Source organism: Roseovarius sp. D22-M7, from assembly GCF_037083785.1.
Classification (GTDB): domain Bacteria; phylum Pseudomonadota; class Alphaproteobacteria; order Rhodobacterales; family Rhodobacteraceae; genus Roseovarius.
In genome coordinates this window covers 1-16,912 of record NZ_JBAPKY010000043.1, presented here as the reverse complement: position 1 = coordinate 16,912, position 16,912 = coordinate 1, and the positions used below count along the sequence as shown (strand labels likewise).

The window sequence follows — 16,912 nt, the reverse complement described above, 5'->3', positions numbered from 1 at the left end:
CGAGACAGGTAGACGCGGGCTGGATTACAGCGCGGACAAGGGCGGACAGGCACGATGGCACGTCATCTGATCACCTCGGCAATTCCCTACATCAACGGGATCAAGCATCTCGGCAACCTGGTGGGCAGCCAGCTTCCGGCGGATCTGTTCGCGCGCTACTGCCGGGCGCGCGGCGACGAGGTTCTGTTTCTGTGTGCCACCGACGAGCATGGCACCCCCGCCGAGCTGGCCGCCGCCAAGGCCGGCAAGCCGGTGGCCGAATACTGCGCCGAGATGCACGGCGTGCAGGCCGAGCTGTCGCGCGGGTTCCGCCTCAGCTTCGATCATTTCGGGCGCTCGTCGAGCCCGCAGAACTGCCGCCTGACGCAAGACCTTGCGGTGAAGCTGCATGCCGCCGGGCTGATCGAGGAGGTGACCGAGAGCCAGGTCTATTCCAATGCCGACCAGCGCTTTCTGCCCGACCGCTATATCGAGGGCACCTGCCCCAATTGCGGCTACGAGAAGGCGCGCGGCGACCAGTGCGAGAATTGCACCATCCAGCTCGACCCCGTCGACCTGGTCGAGCCGCGCAGCGCGATTTCCGGGTCCACCGATCTGGAGGTGCGCGAGACCAAGCACCTGTTCCTGCGCCAGTCGACCATGCGCAAGACGCTGGAAGAGTGGATCGATTCCAAGTTCGGCTGGCCGGTGCTGACCACCTCGATCGCCAAGAAATGGCTGAACGACGGCGACGGGCTGCGCGATCGCGGGATCACCCGCGATCTCGACTGGGGCATCCCGGTGCAGTTCGAGGGCGCGCCGTGGTCGGGCATGGACGGCAAGGTGTTCTATGTCTGGTTCGATGCGCCGATAGAGTACATCGCCTGCGGGGCCGAATGGGCCGAGGCCGAGGGGCTGGAGGACGCCGCGTGGCAGCGCTGGTGGCGCACCGACATGGGCGCAGACGACGTGCGCTACACCCAGTTCATGGGCAAGGACAACGTGCCGTTCCACACCCTGTCCTTCCCGGCCACGCTGATGGGGTCGGGCGAGCCGTGGAAGCTGGTGGATTACATCAAGTCGTTCAACTACCTCAATTACGATGGCGGCCAGTTCAGCACCAGCCAGGGGCGCGGCGTGTTCATGGACCAGGCGCTGGAGATCCTGCCCCCCGATTACTGGCGCTGGTGGCTTCTCAGCCATGCGCCCGAGAACGCCGATGCCGAATTCACCTGGGAAAACTTCCAGGCGAGCGTGAACAAGGATCTGGCCGACGTTCTGGGCAATTTCGTCAGCCGGGTGACCAAGTTCTGCCGCGCGAAATTCGGCGAGGAGGTGCCGGGCGGCGTGGACTACGGCCCGCCCGAACAGGCGCTGCTCGACCGGCTGTCGTCGCGCATCGACACCTATGAGGGGCACATGGACGCGATGGAGATCCGCAAATCCGCCGCCGCCCTGCGCGCCATCTGGGTCGAGGGCAACGAGTACCTGCAGGAGGCGGCCCCGTGGTCGACGGTCAAGGAGGATCCCGAGCAGGCGGCGATGCAGATCCGGCTGGGGCTGAACCTGATCCGGCTTTACGCGGTGCTCTCGAAACCCTTCATCCCGGATGCCAGTGCCGAGATGCTGCGGGCGCTGAACACGGGTGACGACGCCTGGCCCTACGATCTGCCCGCCGCGCTGGACGCGCTGAAGCCCGGTCACGCCTTCGAGGTGCCCGAGGTGCTGTTCGCCAAGATCACCGATGCGGCGCGCGAGGACTGGCAGGCGCGGTTTTCGGGTGTGCGGGAGTAAGCGGCGCGACGCGACGCAGCGCCATTGCGTGTCCGCGGGCAGTCGAACTGAACGTTATTCAGTGCACTTTATCGTCGCCGATCCGCAAAAGCTCCAATCGATGCGCCAGCGTCACCAAATCGCCTGTCCGGGGGGCGGACACGCGATGGCGCTGCGGCCTTCGGCCGCGTATCGCGCCGGGGATGTCGCACAATTTCGGCATTTGACAGATCCCTAGGGTTTCGCGGTATCGGTCTGCGCGTCGTTTTCCGCGATCCATGTCGGGTGAAAGCGCCCGGCGGGCGACAGGGTGAAGATCTCGGCGCCGTTCGCCGTCACCCCGATGGAGTGCTCGAACTGCGCCGAGAGCGACTTGTCGCGGGTCACCGCCGTCCAGTCGTCGCCCAGCACCTTGGTTTCCGGGCGACCCAGATTGACCATCGGCTCTATCGTGAAGAACATGCCTTCCTCGAGCACCGCGCCGCTGCCCGCGCGCCCGTAATGCAGCACGTTGGGCGGCGCGTGGAACACCCGGCCCAGCCCGTGGCCGCAGAAATCGCGCACCACCGACATGCGCTGGCTTTCGACATAGGTCTGGATCGCGTGGCCGATATCGCCGAAGGTGTTACCGGGGCGCACGGCCTCTATCCCGGTCATCAGCGCGTCATGGGTGACCTCGATCAGCCGCTCGGCCTTGCGCCCGAGCTTGCCGGCCACGTACATCCGGCTGGTATCGCCGAACCAGCCATCGACGATCACCGTGACATCCACGTTCAGGATGTCGCCGTCCTTCAGCACCTTGTCGCCGGGTATGCCGTGGCAGACCACGTGATTGACGCTGATGCAGCTGGCATGGCGGTAGCCCTTGTAGCCGATGGTCGCCGATTTGGCGCCGGCCTCGGTCACCATGTCCTCGATCATCTTGTCGATGGCGCCGGTGGTCTGGCCCACGAAGACGTGATCGGCGATCTCGTCGAGGATCGTCGCGGCGAGCCGTCCGGCCGCGTGCATGCCGGCGAAATCCGCCTCGGAATGGATGCGGATGCCTTCGCGCGTGGTGCGCCCGCGGTGTTTCTCGTTCACAACTGGCCTCGTGTCGTCGTCCGTCTGCCGCGTAGTTAAGCGGTTTCTTGCAAAAGTACCAGAGGGGGCGGTCGATGTGCCGCGATGCCTCAGCCTCCCAGCAAGGCCGGCACGATGGTCACGATCCCCGGCAGAAACCACAGGATCGCCAGCCCGACCACCTGGATCGCGACGAAGGGCAGCACCCCCGCATAGATATGCGCCGTGGTCACCGAGGGCGGCGCCACGCCGCGCAGGTAGAACAGGGCGAATCCGAAGGGCGGGGTCAGGAACGAGGTCTGCAGGTTCACCGCGATCATGATCGTCACCCATTTCGGGTCGAACCCGCCGCCATAGATCACCGGGCCGACGATGGGGATCACGATGTAGATGATCTCGAGGAAATCGAGGACGAAGCCGAGGATGAAGAGCACCAGCATCACCACGAGGAAGACCTTCACCTCGTTGTCGAAGCTTTGCAGGAAGTCCTGGATGTATTCCTCGCCGCCAAAGCTGATGACCACGAGGTTCAGGATCTGGCTGCCGATCAGGATGGTGAAGACCATGCTGGTGACCTTGGCGGTCTCGCGCACCACCGGCGTCAGCACGCCCCCGGTGTAAAGCACCCAACACGCGAAGATCAGGCCGAAAAGCGCCGCGAGAAAGGCGGCATAGGCGACAAGGAACGCCACCCAGTTCACGAAGCCGGCGGTTTCGGTGCCGATGCGCAGATCGAAATTGACGCCGACGAGGATGCAGACCACGACCGACAGCGCCGCCATCAGGATGACCTTCGGCGAGCGGTCCTGGTCACGCAGCTTGCGGTAGGCGGCCAGCATGATCGCGCCGCCCGCGCCGAGCGCCGCGGCGGGTGTCGGGTTGGTGATGCCGCCGAGGATCGAGCCCAGCACCGCCACGATCAGCACCAGCGGCGGAAAGACCACGCGCAGCAATTCGTTGCGGGCCAATCGCGGGGCGGCATGGGCCACGCCGTAAAGCGCGAGACCCAAGGGCACGGCCAGCAGCACCACCGTCAGACCGGGCGAGGCCGCGGGGCCGATCAGCAGCACGTCGACCAGCAGCCCCAGCACGACCCCGAGACCGCCGATCAGCAGCGGCACGGGGCTGGCCGAGGGCGAGACCCCGCGCGCGACCGCCAGCACCAGCCCCAGCACCGCCATCAACACGGCCACGCCGGTGCCGATGGGCGCGGCATCCGCGGCCTTCTGCGCGCGCAGTTCCGCGATACGCTCGGGGCCGAGGCGTTCGCTTTCCTCGACCCCGCCGGAGTCGTCGATGGCCCGTTGTTCGGCCATGGCTTGGTCCCAGGCCGATTGCCCGTGCAACTCGATCATCGACTGGCGGCAGTCCTCGCCGACATTGGTGCGCAGCGACGCCGTGTCGCCACGGTCGGTGAAGCTGTCGACCGACAGGTCCTGCGAGCCGACCACGCCGAGCGACGACAGCGCCACGAGGCCGGCGATCAGCGCCACCGGGACGCCGAGACACCAGGTGAAGCGTTCGCCGCGGGTCACGGGTTCGCCCTCGTCATGCGCGCCGAACCGCACCGCGGGGGCCTTGGCGGGGTTCACCAGCGCATAGCCGAAGGCGTAGAGCGCGTAGAGCAGCGCCAGAAGCACCCCGGGCAGAAGCGCTGCCTGAAAGAGCGTGCCGACCGACACGACCGCCGGTTCGCCCAGATAGGTCAGCGCGTCCGAACAGCCGGCGGCCTGCGCGCGCTTTTCCTGTGCTGTGGAATAGAGATCGCCGGCCAGCGTGCCCAGAAGCACGATCACGATCGAGGGCGGGATGATCTGCCCCAGCGTGCCCGAGGCCGAGATCACCCCGGTCGCCAGTTGCGGCGAATAGCCTGCGCGCAGCATGGTGGGCAGCGACAGCACCCCCATGGTCACCACCGTCGCGCCGACGATGCCCGTCGAGGCCGCGAGGAACGCGCCCACGACGACCACCGACACCGCAAGCCCCCCCGGCAGCGGCCCGAAGACCCGCGCCATGGTGGTCAGCAGATCCTCGGCGATCTTCGAGCGTTCCAGCGTGATCCCCATCATCACGAACATCAGCACCGCCAGCAGCGTCTCGATCGAGGTGCCGGCGAGCACGCGCTCGTTGATGCGGTTGGCGATGAAGGAAAGGTTCCGGTCGAGCGCCATTTCCCAGCCGCGTTCGAACACCGGCTGGGCGATGCGCGGCAGGTCCGGGTATCGGAAAACGGAGATCGCGTCGGGCCGCGTCCCGCTGGCGACCAGCGCGTCGAAGGCGCCGCTGCGTGTGTCGATCGCCTGGTGCACCAGCAGCCCCGCGCTATCGAGCGCGGCGATGATCGCGAAGGACAGAACGCCCGCCCCGCCGATGGCGAATGCCACGGGGAAACCCGACAGGATGCCGCCGAAGAGGCACAGGAAGACGATGATCAGGCCGATCTCGACGCCGTCAAGTCCGAAGAGCATGGGGGCTTTTCCTTACTGCGCGGCGTCGGAACCCTGCCGGGCGGCGCCGGGCGGGTCGCGGTCGAGATGCTTGTCCGTGCTGGCCGCCCCCTCGCGCCATTCCAGCCAGGACCGCCAGAAGACCGCGCAGGCCTGCAGGACGATCATGCCGGCGAAGACCACCATCAGCACCTTGAAGAGGAAATAGGCGTTGAAGCCGTTGGGGCTGAAACTGATCGTCTCGACATTCCAGCGCAGCGCGCGCGCTTTCATCAGCAGCCGGTCGAGCGTTTCCGAGGCCGAGGGGTTGGGCGTGATCAGGTGCCGCCACATGAAGAACCAGCCATAGACCCAGATCAGCACCGCCATCGGCATCATGAACAGCAGGCTTCCCATCATGTCCACCGCCTTGCGCGTGCGGTGGCGCGCCCGCGCGTAAAAGAGATCGACGCGCACATGACTGCCCTGCACTAAGGTCCAGGCGCAGCACAGGGCCACGACGATGGCGTTGTAGAGCTTGAGCTCTTCGGACCACCAGCTGATGTCGAATTGCAGCGGGATACCGATCCCCAGCACGATCTCGGATCGCGCAAAGATGCGCTGGATGAAGATGATGACGATCTGCTGGATCACCATGATCAGCCCCGCCCAGGCGGCGACGCGGCCGACGGTGTTGGCGAACCCCTCGAGGCCGCGCACGCAGCCCCAGAGGAATCCCGGCTTCCAGATGCCGACAGCGGTGATCGCGAGAAACAGTGTGAAGAGCACGAAGAAAAGCTCTGTCGAGGCGCCGTAATAGACCACGCGCGAGATCGCCTGCGGATCCGACCAGTCGAGCCACCGCGCCGGATGGGCAAGCGCGTAGCCGAGGTTGTAGACTGCCATGCCGATATTCTGGACAAGCGACAGCAGCCCGCCACCGAGGGCGGCGACGAAATCGATCAGGCCGGGGCCGCTGTCGTTGTCCATGGCGCTCTCCTGCACCCGGGCCGTGTCGCAAGGTGCTGCGCCGCAACCGGGGCGCATGTGACACGGGCCCCGCCGCTGATGGGGCGGGGCCCGCGGTCAGTATGGTGTCAGATGCCGACCACGCGGTTGCGCTGACGGGTGAACTCGCCTTCGGAACGGCTGCCCCAGGCCGCCGATTTGCGCAAGCTGTCCATGTAGCTATCGTGGCATTTGCGGTAGATCTCGTCATCCATCGGCTCCTGCACGACCTCTTGCGAGGCGGCGCCGAAGGCGTCCCAGACGCTGTCGGGGAATTCCCTGACGTTCACCCCGCCCGATTGCAGGCGTTGCAGCGCCGCCGCGTTGTTGGCCATGAAGAGAGACATCGTCCAGATGTTGGTGGACTGCGCGGCGTGGGCGACGATCGCCTTGTGCGCCGGCGACAGGCTTTCATACACTTGCAGATTGAGGGTCAGGTTGAGGTTCGGCCCGGGCTCGTGGAAGCCGGCGGGGTAGTAGATGTCGGTGATCTCCTGAAAGCCGGCCTTCTCGTCGGCCCAGGGGCCGATCCACTCGGTCCCGTCGAGCGCGCCCGACGACAGCGCCTGGTAGACCTCTGATCCCGGCAGGTTCTGCACCGATGCGCCCAGCTTGCCCAACACCTGGCCACCCTGCCCCGGCATGCGGAAGCGCAGGCCCTGGAAATCCTCGGGGCTGTTGATTTCTTTGTTGAACCAGCCGCCCGATTGCGGGCCGGTATTGCCCGTCGGAAAGCATTTCAGCCCGAAGATGGGGTAAAGCTCGTCGGCCAGTTCGCGCCCGCCGGCGTGGTGGAACCAGTTGTTGTACTCCTGGAAGGTCATGCCGAAGGGGACCTGGCTGAAGAACGACAGCGCCGGGTGCTGGCCCATGAAGTAGTAGTCGACCGAATGGTACATGTCCGCCTGCCCCGACGAGACCGCGTCGAACGCCTCGAACGCGCCGACAAGCTCTCCGGCCGCTTTCAGGTCAACCGTCAGGGTGCCGTCGGACATCTCGGTGATCGCGTCGGCGCAGAACTGCGCGCTGTCATGCACCCCGGCGAGGCCGCGCCCCCAGGTGGTGACCATNCGTCGGACATCTCGGTGATCGCGTCGGCGCAGAACTGCGCGCTGTCATGCACCCCGGCGAGGCCGCGCCCCCAGGTGGTGACCATGGTCAGCGTGCGGCGGCCCTGCGCATGGGCCGGCGCCGCCAGCGACGTGGCCGCGGCGGCCGAGCCGCCAAGGCCTGCATGTCTCAGAAAGGAACGACGGTCCATAAGGTTTTCCTCCGCTTGTTTTCACCGGGCGCCGCCCCTCCCTGTGGACGGCTCCCGCGATCATTCGACCGGAGTAGACTGTAACCGCAGCCATGGCCCGTGCAAGGGCCGATCGCCGCGACCCCTGCCCGGCCCGCGGGATTCGCCGCGACCCCGGCGTCGCGGACCTGTCCTGTCCCGTGCGGGGCGATTTGCGCAATAAATGAAAAGATACCCCGTGGTGCGGCGACATTTTATCCGCCAATTCGGCTTGACGCCCCGTGTGGCGGGATTTAGATAGCCGGAAGAATATATGGAGCCGATGATGGACACGCTGGTAGTAAACGCAGGTATCGCGCGCATGGGCCGGTAACGGAGACCAGACCGGTTCCCCATGCGCCCCCGTCCCGGATCGGGGGCTTTTTTATGCGACACGACATGACGTCAGAACGGAGCACGCAAGACATGACACGTCAGATGACCGGAGCGAAAATGGTGGTTCAGGCCCTCAAGGACCAGGGCGTGGATGTCGTGTTCGGATATCCCGGCGGCGCCGTGCTGCCGATCTACGACGAGATCTTCCAGCAGGAGGGTATCCGCCATGTCCTCGTGCGGCACGAACAGGGCGCGGTGCATGCCGCCGAAGGCTACGCTCGTTCGACCGGGCGGCCGGGCGTGGTGCTGGTCACCTCGGGGCCCGGCGCCACCAACGCGGTGACCGGCCTGACCGATGCGCTGATGGACAGCATCCCGCTGGTCGTTCTGACGGGTCAGGTGCCGACGTTCATGATCGGCACCGATGCCTTCCAGGAGGCCGACACGGTGGGCATCACCCGCCCCTGCACCAAGCATAATTGGCTGGTCTCGGACACCAAGACGCTGGCCGACACGATGCACCAGGCGTTCCATGTCGCCACCTCGGGGCGGCCGGGGCCGGTGCTGGTCGACATCCCCAAGGATGTGCAATTCGCCAGCGCCGATTACACCCCGCCGCAAAAGGCGCGGACGCATCACTACCAGCCGCAGGTCAAGGGCGACATCGAGGGGATCACCGATCTCGCCGCCGCGATCGAGAAGGCCAGGCGCCCGATCTTCTATACCGGCGGCGGGGTGATCAATTCCGGCCCCGAGGCGAGCCGGCGGCTGCGCGCGCTTGTCGAGGCCACGGGCATTCCCGTCACCTCGACGCTGATGGGGCTGGGCGCCTACCCGGCCTCGGGCAAGAGCTGGCTGGGCATGCTGGGGATGCACGGCCTCTACGAGGCCAACATGGCGATGCATGACTGCGACCTGATGATCAACATCGGCGCGCGGTTCGACGACCGCATCACTGGGCGGCTGGACGCGTTCAGCCCCGGCAGCACCAAGGCACATATCGATATCGATCCGTCCTCGATCAACAAGGTCATCAAGACCGACATCCCCATCGTCGGCGACATCGCCAACGTGCTGGGCGACCTGCTGGAGGTCTGGAAGGCGCGCGGCGCCAAGACCAACCGCGAGGGGCTCGCCAAGTGGTGGTCGAAGATCGAGGAGTGGCGCCGCGTCGATTGCCTGAAGTTCAAGCAGTCCGGCCCGGTGATCCGGCCGCAATACGCGATGGAACGGCTCGAGGCGCTGACCAAGGGCGCCGATCGCTACATCTGCACCGAGGTCGGCCAGCACCAGATGTGGGCGGCGCAATATCTCGGCTTCGAGGACCCAAACCGCTGGATGACGTCGGGGGGTCTCGGGACCATGGGCTACGGTTTCCCGGCCTCGATCGGCGTGCAGATGGCGCATCCCGACGCGCTGGTGATCAACGTCGCCGGCGAGGCGTCGTGGCTGATGAACATGCAGGAGATGGGCACCGCGGTGCAGTACCGCTTGCCGGTCAAGCAGTTCATCCTCAACAACGAGCGTCTGGGCATGGTGCGGCAATGGCAGGAATTGCTGCATGGCGAGCGCTATTCGTCCTCGTGGTCCGAGGCGCTGCCGGATTTCGTGAAGCTGGCTGAGGCGTTCGGCGCCAAGGGCATCCTGTGCGAGGATCCCGCCGATCTCGACGAGGCGATCATGGAGATGCTCGCGCATGACGGGCCGGTGATCTTCGACTGCCTGGTCGAAAAGCACGAGAACTGCTTCCCGATGATCCCGTCGGGAGAGCCGCATAACAAGATGCTGCTGGGCGAGGCCAGCACCAAAGACGCAATCAAGGAAGGCGGCGCGGTGCTGGTGTGAGACCAGTGGCGGGCTCTCTGCCCCTCACACTCGCACGATACGCGGGGGGCTGTCTGCCCCCCACACCCCCCGAGAGTATTTCCGGAAAGATGAAACGAGGCCCCACAGGCCGCTGAGAGGAAACAGGTCCCATGTCCGCCCTGAAGATCAAGAAAGGCTCGTCCAAGCATTCGGCCTATAACCTGCGGCCGCAATTCTCGGACGTGCAGGAGACGCATACGCTGGCGGTGATCGTCGATAACGAGCCGGGGGTGCTGGCACGGGTGATCGGGCTGTTTTCCGGGCGCGGGTACAATATCGACAGCCTGACCGTGGCCGAGGTGGATCACACCGGCCATACCAGCCGGATCACCATCGTCACCACCGGCACGCCGCAGGTGATCGTGCAGATCAAGGCGCAACTGGGCCGCATCGTGCCGGTCCACGAGGTCCACGACCTGACCGTCGAGGGACCGAGCGTGCAGCGCGAGCTGGCGCTTCTGAAGGTCGAGGGCGAGGGCGACAAGCGCGTCGAGGCGCTGCGGCTGGCCGATATCTTTCGCGCCAACGCGGTGGACAGCACGCTGACGAGTTTCGTGTTCCAGATCACCGGCACGCCCGAGAAGGTCGACGCCTTCGCCGACCTGATGCGCCCGCTGGGGCTGTGCGAGATGGCGCGCACCGGGGTCGCCGCGCTGTCGCGCGGGGGGTAGAGCGCGCCGCGATTCATGTCGCCTTGAGGAAATTCGGGTCGCAAGCGGGTGCGCGGGCGGGCGCGCAGCGCGATATTCTTCGGGTCAGTCACAGACCCGGAGACCGCCCAGATGACCCAGCCGCTGACCGATCTCGACCAAGTCCGCGCCCCCACAGCGAGGGCGCATGGCCTGCCAAACGCACATTACATCGACCCCGCCATCTTCGAGGAGGAAAAGCACGCGCTGCTGTTCTCGCAATGGGCCGGGCTGGCCGTGGCCGCCGACGTGCCCGAGCCGGGAGATGCGAAGCCGCTGGAATTCATCGGGATGCCGCTGCTGCTGATCCGCGACCGCGAGGGCGTGGTGCGGGTCTTTCAGAACATCTGCCGGCATCGCGGCATGATCCTTGTGGATGCGCCGCGGCGGATCGAGGGGGCGATCCGCTGCCCATATCATTCGTGGTGCTATTCGACCAGGGGCGCGCTGGTCGCGACCCCGCATGTGGGCGGGCCGGGGCACAACACGCATGAGAGCATCCACCGCGAGGATCTGGGCCTTGTGGAGGTGCGCAGCCATGTCTGGCGCGATATCGTCTGGATCAACGTCTCGGGCGACGCGCCCGCCTTCGAGGAGGCGATGGCCGGGCTGATGGCCCGTTGGCGCGATTTCGACCTGCCGGTCTATCATGGCGGCCATGAGAGCCGCTTCACGCTGGAGGTGGCGACCAACTGGAAGCTGGCGGTCGAGAACTATTGCGAGAGCTACCACCTGCCCTGGGTGCATCCCGGCCTCAACAGCTATTCGCGGCTGGAGGATCATTACCACATCGAGGCGCCGGACGCCTTTTCCGGGCAGGGCACCATGGTCTACCGCCAGATTACCAACGAACACGCCGAGACCTTTCCCGATTTCGACGATGTCGGCGCGAAATGGAACGAGCAGGCCGAGTATATCGCCGCCTATCCCAACGTGTTGCTGGGGGTGCACCGCGATCACGCCTTCGCCATCATCCTGGAACCGAAGGGCCCGGAGCGAACGGTCGAGCATGTGCACCTGTATTATTCCGTGCCGGGCACCGACGAGGGTCTGCGCATGCGCAACGCGCAGCTCTGGAAGTCGGTTTTCGAGGAGGACATCTTCGTGGTCGAGGGGATGCAGCGCGGCCGGCATGCGAGCGGATTCGATGGCGGCCGGTTCTCGCCGGTGATGGACAGCCCCACGCATTGCTTTCACGACTGGGTCGCGGGCCGGATCGAGGCGCATCGCGCCCTGCACGGCGCCCCGGCGCGGGCGGCGGAATGACCGATCTCGACACGCGGATGATCGCTGCGCACGAGACCGGCGACCGGGCCGCGCTGATCCGGCTGTACGCCGAGGCTGCCGATCGGGTGAACGATCTCGACGCGTCGTGCTTTTTCCTGACCCACGCCTATGTCTTCGCGCTGGAGGCGGGCGCGGTCGAGGCCGCACCGCTTCATGCCCGCCTGAAGGCGCGGGGCCGCGAGGCCTAGACCTCCGACATCGCCGGCTCCCGCGCCCTCCGTGAGCCGCGTTCCGGCCATGGGACGCGAAGCACCGCCGTACAGAGCGTGTTTTCGCCGATACTCTGGCGGCTCACGCCTGCAAGGCTTACGTCCGAAACCGTACCATGGCTAAGATGACCCTTGCATCGATGGCGTGGGCTGTCGAGATTAACACTCGGGGTGTCTGCCGCGCCGCGCGCCACCACGGCAAGCCGGCGGACCGCGATGGGGGTCGGGAGCATGGAATATCTCATTTACAAAAGCATGGCGTTGGTCACCCCCGGCTCTGCCGCATGTCGCGATATCGTCACCGTGTCGCAGCGCAACAATGCCGGCCTTGGCCTGACAGGATTCCTGCATGCCGAGGACGGGCTGTTCATCCAGTATCTCGAAGGCCCGCCCAAGCCGCTTTGGGCGTTGTACGAGCGTCTGCATGGCGACGACCGTCACCGCGACCTGGTCCTTCTGGGCCACGGGGCGCCGAGGCGGCGCAGGTTCGGCGACTGGCGCCTGGGCTATTCGGAGGCCGGCGTGCTGTCCTTCGCCGACTTCCTCGAGGAAGTGTCGATGCCCGGCGCGGTAGAGCCCACCCCGCCCGCGGACGCGATCATGTTCCTGATGGCGGCGAGCATTCGGCTGGATCTCGGGATCGCGGAGCCGCCGCAGCACGCGTGGCGGTGACGGCGGCGGCGGGCCCCGGCGCGTTGCCTTGCCGGCTCGTCCGGCTTATCCTGCAACTGCGTGCCGGCCACGGGCCGGCGAGAGGTCAAGACGCGCGCCCCGACACCGGAGGGGCGGCAACCCGACAGGAGGTACCATGCGACTGACATCGATCCTTTTCGCGCCGCTCTTGCTGGCCGTGCCCGCGATGGCCGAGGACGTGCCCTACGAGGTGGATGGCGACGCCTTCACCGGCTACCGCGCCAGTGCCGAGGAGCCGAAGGGGCTGGTGCTGATCGTGCATGACTGGGACGGTCTGACCGAGTACGAGCGGCAGCGCGCCGACATGCTGGCCGAGATGGGCTATGACGCCTTCGCGGTGGATATCTTCGGCGACGACACGCCGACCGACACCGTCGATCACCGGCGCGCGGCGATGGGCGCGCTGTTCGGCGACCGCGAGCGGATGCGCGCCCTGCTCGACGCGGGCGCCGAGGCCGCCCTGTCGGGATCGGAGGCCGAGCGGATGGTGGTCATGGGCTATTGCTTCGGCGGGGCCGCGACCCTCGAGATGGCGCGCAATGACGTCGTCGATGCGGTGGCGGGCTACGCCACCTTCCATGGCGGGCTGTCGACGCCCGAGGGCCAGGGCTATGACGGCGACGAGCCGCCATTGCTGATCATGCATGGCGGGGCCGACACCTCGATCACGCTGGACGACGTCGCGACGCTGGGGGCCGAGATGGAAGAGGCCGGCACGACCTACCGGATCGAGATCTATTCCGGCGCGCCGCATGCCTTCACCGTCTTCGACGGCGACCGCTACGACGAACGCGCCGATGCCGAAAGCTGGAGCGCCTTCACCGCGTTCCTCGAGCAGCGTCTGGCAAAGTGAGGCCGCGCCACCGCGGTCTGGCAAAACAATCCCAACGATTCGAGACATCTGTTGCGCGGAAATGTCCCCGCCGCGTATAGTTCCCTTCGACCTGTCCCGGTGTCACCCGCTCGCGGGGGCACTTTCATTTCCGGACCGGGTGGACAGAACGAATTCGGATGAGGGCAGAGCAGGTGTCGCGACCAGATGACAGCCCAGCCGTGCCGCGCTGGCTGGACGAGCTTCGCCCCGGCGGCTCGGGCGAGGGCTTCGTCGACAAGGGCGTACGCCACAGCCTGATGCTGCTGCGGCGCCCGTCCACCCGGATGCTGGTCACCTTCGACAACCTCTCGAACGTGGGCGACACCGACGTGATGCGCGAGCCGTGGGGCTTTCGCTTTGCGCAGGAGAACGGGCTGACCCATCTGGGCGTGATGGCGCATGTCGGCGACTGGTACCGCGACGCCGACCTAATCGCCCGGCTGACGCGGCTGCGCGACGGCGGCATCTTCGCGGAGTTCGACCGCGTGGTCTTTGCCGGCGTGTCGATGGGCGGCTACGCCGCGCTCGCCTTCGGGTCGCTGGTGCCCGGCGCGCATGTGATCGCCATCAACCCGCAGACCACGCTCGATCCCGATCTCGTCCCGTGGGAGACGCGCTACGAAAGCGGGCGCCGGCAGGACTGGACGCTTCCGCTGTCGGACGCCGCCGCGCTGACGGCGGATCTGGGCCGCGTGAACCTGTTCCACGACCCATATCACGCGCTTGACCAGAAACATGTCGACCGGCTGCGCGGCGACAATCTGCGGGTGTTCAACTGCCGGCATTCCAGCCACAAGACCGCCGTCTTCCTGCGCAAGATCGGCGCGCTGAAGCCGCTGATGCAGCACTGCATCTTCGACGAACTGACGCAGCCGGCCTTCCACCGTCTCTATCGCGCACGCCGTGACCTGCCGTGGTTCCGCGGCGCCGTGACCGACTATTTCGAACGTACCGGACGCGCCGAGGTCGCCGCGCGGTTCACCCGCGCCTTTCGCGCGCGGCTGGCGGCGCGTGACGCGCCGGCCGCGGCGACGCCCGCCCCCGGCGTCATCCGCGAGACCGCGCAGACCCCCGGTCCGGCGCGGATCTTGGCGACCGGGCGGGCGGGTGACGCAAGGGGCGCGCAAGGCTCCGGAAACCGGCTGATCGTGACGACGATGAAGAACGAAGGCCCCTTCATGCTGGAATGGGTGGCCTTCAACCGCGCCATCGGCTTTACCGATTTCCTGATCTACACCAACGATTGCGCCGACGGCACCGATGCGATCGCCGCACGGCTGGACGCGATGGGCATGGCCCAGCACCGCGAGAACGTGTTTCGCACCGGCGGCCGGCCGCAGGGCGCGGCGCTGAAGGCCGCCCGCAAGGAAGCGGTCTACCGGCAGGCACACTGGCTGATCTGCGCCGATTGCGACGAGTTCCTGAACATCCGCGTGGGTGACGGGCATCTCGACGATCTCTTTGCCGCCACCGGCGAGGTCGACGCGATCTCGGTGTGCTGGAAGCTGTTCGGCAATGGCGGGCACCTGCGCTACGCCGACGGCCTGGTCACCGAGCGGTTCGCGCATTGCTGCGGCGAGCACGAGTTCCCCAATTACCGCGCGCGCGGCATGAAGACGCTGGTGCGCAACACCGACCGGTTCGCCAAGCTGCGCATTCACCGACCGGCCTTTCACCTCGATCGCGGCGACGTGGCCTGGGTGGATGGCGGTGGCCGCCCGATGCCCGATCTCTATCTCGCCCAGGGCTGGAACGCGCATGCCGGGTTCACCCACGACCTGGCACGGATGCACCACTACGCTGTGCGGTCGGTCGAGAGCTTCCTGGTCAAGCGCGACCGCGGCCGGACCAACCATGTCGGCGACGACCAGGGCCTTGCCTACTGGGAGAGCATGAATTTCAACACCGCGCGCGACACCTCGCTGCATGCCCGCCTGCCCGCCCTGCGCCGCGAGATGGCGCGGCTGTTGCAGGACCCGGAACTGGCACGCCTGCACGCGGCCGCCTGCGACTGGCACCGCGCCCGGATCGCGTCGCTTCTGGCGCAGGACGGCTGGCCCGCCTTCCGCGACGAGATCGCGCGCCTCGGCGGGCTGCCGGATGCCGTCGCGCGGCCCGCGTGACGGGGACCGAGCCGCCCTTCGTGGTGGTGCATGGCGGCGTGCACAAGACCGCCACCAGCCATCTTCAGGCCATGCTGCACCGCAATGCCGGGCGATTGCGCAAGCGCGGCGTGCACTACATCCCCCACCGTGCCGCGCGCAAGGACTATACCTATCCCTGCCACCTCAACGGGTATCAGAAGCTGGGGCTGGGATTTCGCCGCAAGATGCCGGATGACGCACTGCAGGCGCAGGCGCGCGCCTTTTTCGAGGCGGTCGCGGCCGGGCCGGGCGAACGCATCATCCTGTCGGACGAGAACATGCCCGGCCATTGCGGTCAATGCGTGCGCAGTGGCGATCTCTACCAGCGGCGCGACACGCTGGTCCCGATCTTCGCGGGCCACATCGTCTATCCTGTTCACGAGGTGCATCTGGGCTTGCGCAACTACGCCGATTTCTTCGCCTCGGCCTATGTGGAATACCTGCGATCCGCGCGCGGTGCCGAGATCCTCGGCGAGGCGGCGATGAAACGCGCGGTGCTGGGCCGGATGCCGGGCTGGGACGGGCTGGTCGACGCGGTGCGCGCAAGCTTTCCCGACGCGCGGCTGATCCTCTGGCGGCACGAGGATTTCGCCGCGCTGGCGCAGCGGATCATCGGCAATCTCTGCGGGCCGGGCATCGACCCCGCGGAACTGGTCGCGCCGGCGCGGGTGCGCGGGCGGCCGTCGGCCTCGCACCGGGCGGTGCGCGAACTGCTGGCGGAGGTGGCGCGCGTGGGCGCCGAGGCGGCACTGGCGCGGCGCGTCGAGATCCAGGAGCGCTATCCGCGCGGCGATACCTGGCCCGGCTACGACCCCTGGACCGCCGACGAGCGCGCGCATCTGACCCGCCTTTACGCGCGCGACATCGCCGACCTCCGCGCCCGCGCGGATCTCGACTTCCTGTGTCCCGGCTGAAGCTCGGGGAGACCGCTTGAGCCGTTCGAAAAGCACGATATCGCAGATGATGACGGTCGGCCGCAGCTCTGCCAGGAGATCCGACAGGCGCACCGCCGCGACCGCGATCCGCGTCACCGTGCCGCCCTGCGGCGGGATCAGCGACGAGGACCAGAACGGCTCGGTCAGGTAGAACGGCATGGCTCCGCCCTCGGGCCAGGGCGCCACGTCCGATAGCGCCACCGCGTTGCGGATGCCGGCATCGGTCACGCCGTAGCAGGCATGGACGCGGCCGATATGGTGAAGGATTTTCGATGCGGGCGGTGTTGCAACGGTGCCTGTTGGCGCCTCCTCGGCCCGCGTTGGAAATCTTCCCAAGGTGGAAGCCGCGGTG

General features: G+C 66.9%; 13 protein-coding genes and 1 pseudogene. 10 read left to right on the top strand and 4 right to left on the bottom strand.

The window, feature by feature from the left end:
* The first annotated feature begins 54 nt into the window (after positions 1-54).
* Positions 55-1,773: a methionine--tRNA ligase gene (metG, locus tag V8324_RS16155; RefSeq protein WP_336420961.1), complete on the top strand. Its 1,719-nt coding sequence runs from the start codon at positions 55-57 to the stop codon at positions 1,771-1,773.
* A gap of 213 nt (positions 1,774-1,986) precedes the next feature.
* Here the strand turns inward: metG and map are convergent, their stop codons facing one another.
* The 4 genes and pseudogenes from map to V8324_RS16135 all read right to left on the bottom strand — a co-directional run bounded on the left by map (position 1,987) and on the right by V8324_RS16135 (position 7,509).
* Positions 1,987-2,835 carry a type I methionyl aminopeptidase gene (map, locus tag V8324_RS16150; RefSeq protein ID WP_336420960.1) on the bottom strand — a complete coding sequence of 283 codons (849 nt, stop codon included), beginning with the start codon at positions 2,833-2,835 and terminating at the stop codon, positions 1,987-1,989.
* 89 nt (positions 2,836-2,924) lie between these two features.
* Positions 2,925-5,282 carry a TRAP transporter large permease subunit gene (locus V8324_RS16145; RefSeq protein ID WP_336420959.1) on the bottom strand — a complete coding sequence of 786 codons (2,358 nt, stop codon included), beginning with the start codon at positions 5,280-5,282 and terminating at the stop codon, positions 2,925-2,927.
* A gap of 12 nt (positions 5,283-5,294) precedes the next feature.
* Positions 5,295-6,230 (bottom strand): TRAP transporter small permease subunit, encoded by a 936-nt coding sequence (locus tag V8324_RS16140; protein WP_336420958.1) that lies wholly within the window; start codon positions 6,228-6,230, stop codon positions 5,295-5,297.
* 107 nt (positions 6,231-6,337) lie between these two features.
* A pseudogene (locus tag V8324_RS16135) lies at positions 6,338-7,509 on the bottom strand (TRAP transporter substrate-binding protein).
* Positions 7,510-7,953: 444 nt separating this feature from the next.
* Here V8324_RS16135 and V8324_RS16130 point away from each other — a divergent pair.
* The 9 genes from V8324_RS16130 to V8324_RS16090 all read left to right on the top strand — a co-directional run bounded on the left by V8324_RS16130 (position 7,954) and on the right by V8324_RS16090 (position 16,711).
* Complete coding sequence (locus V8324_RS16130) at positions 7,954-9,708, top strand: acetolactate synthase 3 large subunit (RefSeq protein ID WP_336420957.1); 1,755 nt, start codon at positions 7,954-7,956, stop codon at positions 9,706-9,708.
* Between the two features lie 131 nt (positions 9,709-9,839).
* Positions 9,840-10,400 carry an acetolactate synthase small subunit gene (gene ilvN / locus V8324_RS16125; protein WP_336420956.1) on the top strand — a complete coding sequence of 187 codons (561 nt, stop codon included), beginning with the start codon at positions 9,840-9,842 and terminating at the stop codon, positions 10,398-10,400.
* Positions 10,401-10,511: 111 nt separating this feature from the next.
* Complete coding sequence (locus V8324_RS16120) at positions 10,512-11,684, top strand: aromatic ring-hydroxylating oxygenase subunit alpha (protein ID WP_336420955.1); 1,173 nt, start codon at positions 10,512-10,514, stop codon at positions 11,682-11,684.
* Complete coding sequence (locus V8324_RS16115) at positions 11,681-11,893, top strand: hypothetical protein (RefSeq protein ID WP_336420954.1); 213 nt, start codon at positions 11,681-11,683, stop codon at positions 11,891-11,893. The genes V8324_RS16120 and V8324_RS16115 overlap by 4 nt, the downstream gene beginning before the upstream one ends.
* Before the next feature lie 252 nt (positions 11,894-12,145).
* A complete protein-coding gene (locus tag V8324_RS16110; protein WP_336420953.1) occupies positions 12,146-12,586 on the top strand; it encodes a BLUF domain-containing protein in 441 nt (146 codons plus the stop codon).
* Positions 12,587-12,722: 136 nt separating this feature from the next.
* Positions 12,723-13,460 carry a dienelactone hydrolase family protein gene (locus V8324_RS16105; RefSeq protein ID WP_336420952.1) on the top strand — a complete coding sequence of 246 codons (738 nt, stop codon included), beginning with the start codon at positions 12,723-12,725 and terminating at the stop codon, positions 13,458-13,460.
* A 173-nt stretch (positions 13,461-13,633) separates the two neighbouring features.
* A complete protein-coding gene (locus tag V8324_RS16100) occupies positions 13,634-15,604 on the top strand; it encodes a glycosyltransferase family 2 protein (RefSeq protein ID WP_336420951.1) in 1,971 nt (656 codons plus the stop codon).
* Positions 15,601-16,539 carry a hypothetical protein gene (locus tag V8324_RS16095; protein WP_336420950.1) on the top strand — a complete coding sequence of 313 codons (939 nt, stop codon included), beginning with the start codon at positions 15,601-15,603 and terminating at the stop codon, positions 16,537-16,539. Before V8324_RS16100 ends, V8324_RS16095 begins: the two co-directional genes overlap by 4 nt.
* A gap of 16 nt (positions 16,540-16,555) precedes the next feature.
* Positions 16,556-16,711: a hypothetical protein gene (locus tag V8324_RS16090; RefSeq protein WP_336420949.1), complete on the top strand. Its 156-nt coding sequence runs from the start codon at positions 16,556-16,558 to the stop codon at positions 16,709-16,711.
* The last annotated feature ends 201 nt before the right edge of the window (positions 16,712-16,912 follow it).

Bases quoted from the DNA above. Each gene is read 5' to 3' on its own strand.
- metG (WP_336420961.1), top strand. From the start codon at position 55: ATGGCACGTCATCTGATCACCTCGGCAATTCCCTACATCAACGGGATC.
- V8324_RS16145 (WP_336420959.1), bottom strand. From the start codon at position 5,282: ATGCTCTTCGGACTTGACGGCGTCGAGATCGGCCTGATCATCGTCTTC.
- V8324_RS16140 (WP_336420958.1), bottom strand. From the start codon at position 6,230: ATGGACAACGACAGCGGCCCCGGCCTGATCGATTTCGTCGCCGCCCTC.
- V8324_RS16130 (WP_336420957.1), top strand. From the start codon at position 7,954: ATGACACGTCAGATGACCGGAGCGAAAATGGTGGTTCAGGCCCTCAAG.
- ilvN (WP_336420956.1), top strand. From the start codon at position 9,840: ATGTCCGCCCTGAAGATCAAGAAAGGCTCGTCCAAGCATTCGGCCTAT.
- V8324_RS16120 (WP_336420955.1), top strand. From the start codon at position 10,512: ATGACCCAGCCGCTGACCGATCTCGACCAAGTCCGCGCCCCCACAGCG.
- V8324_RS16115 (WP_336420954.1), top strand. From the start codon at position 11,681: ATGACCGATCTCGACACGCGGATGATCGCTGCGCACGAGACCGGCGAC.
- V8324_RS16110 (WP_336420953.1), top strand. From the start codon at position 12,146: ATGGAATATCTCATTTACAAAAGCATGGCGTTGGTCACCCCCGGCTCT.
- V8324_RS16105 (WP_336420952.1), top strand. From the start codon at position 12,723: ATGCGACTGACATCGATCCTTTTCGCGCCGCTCTTGCTGGCCGTGCCC.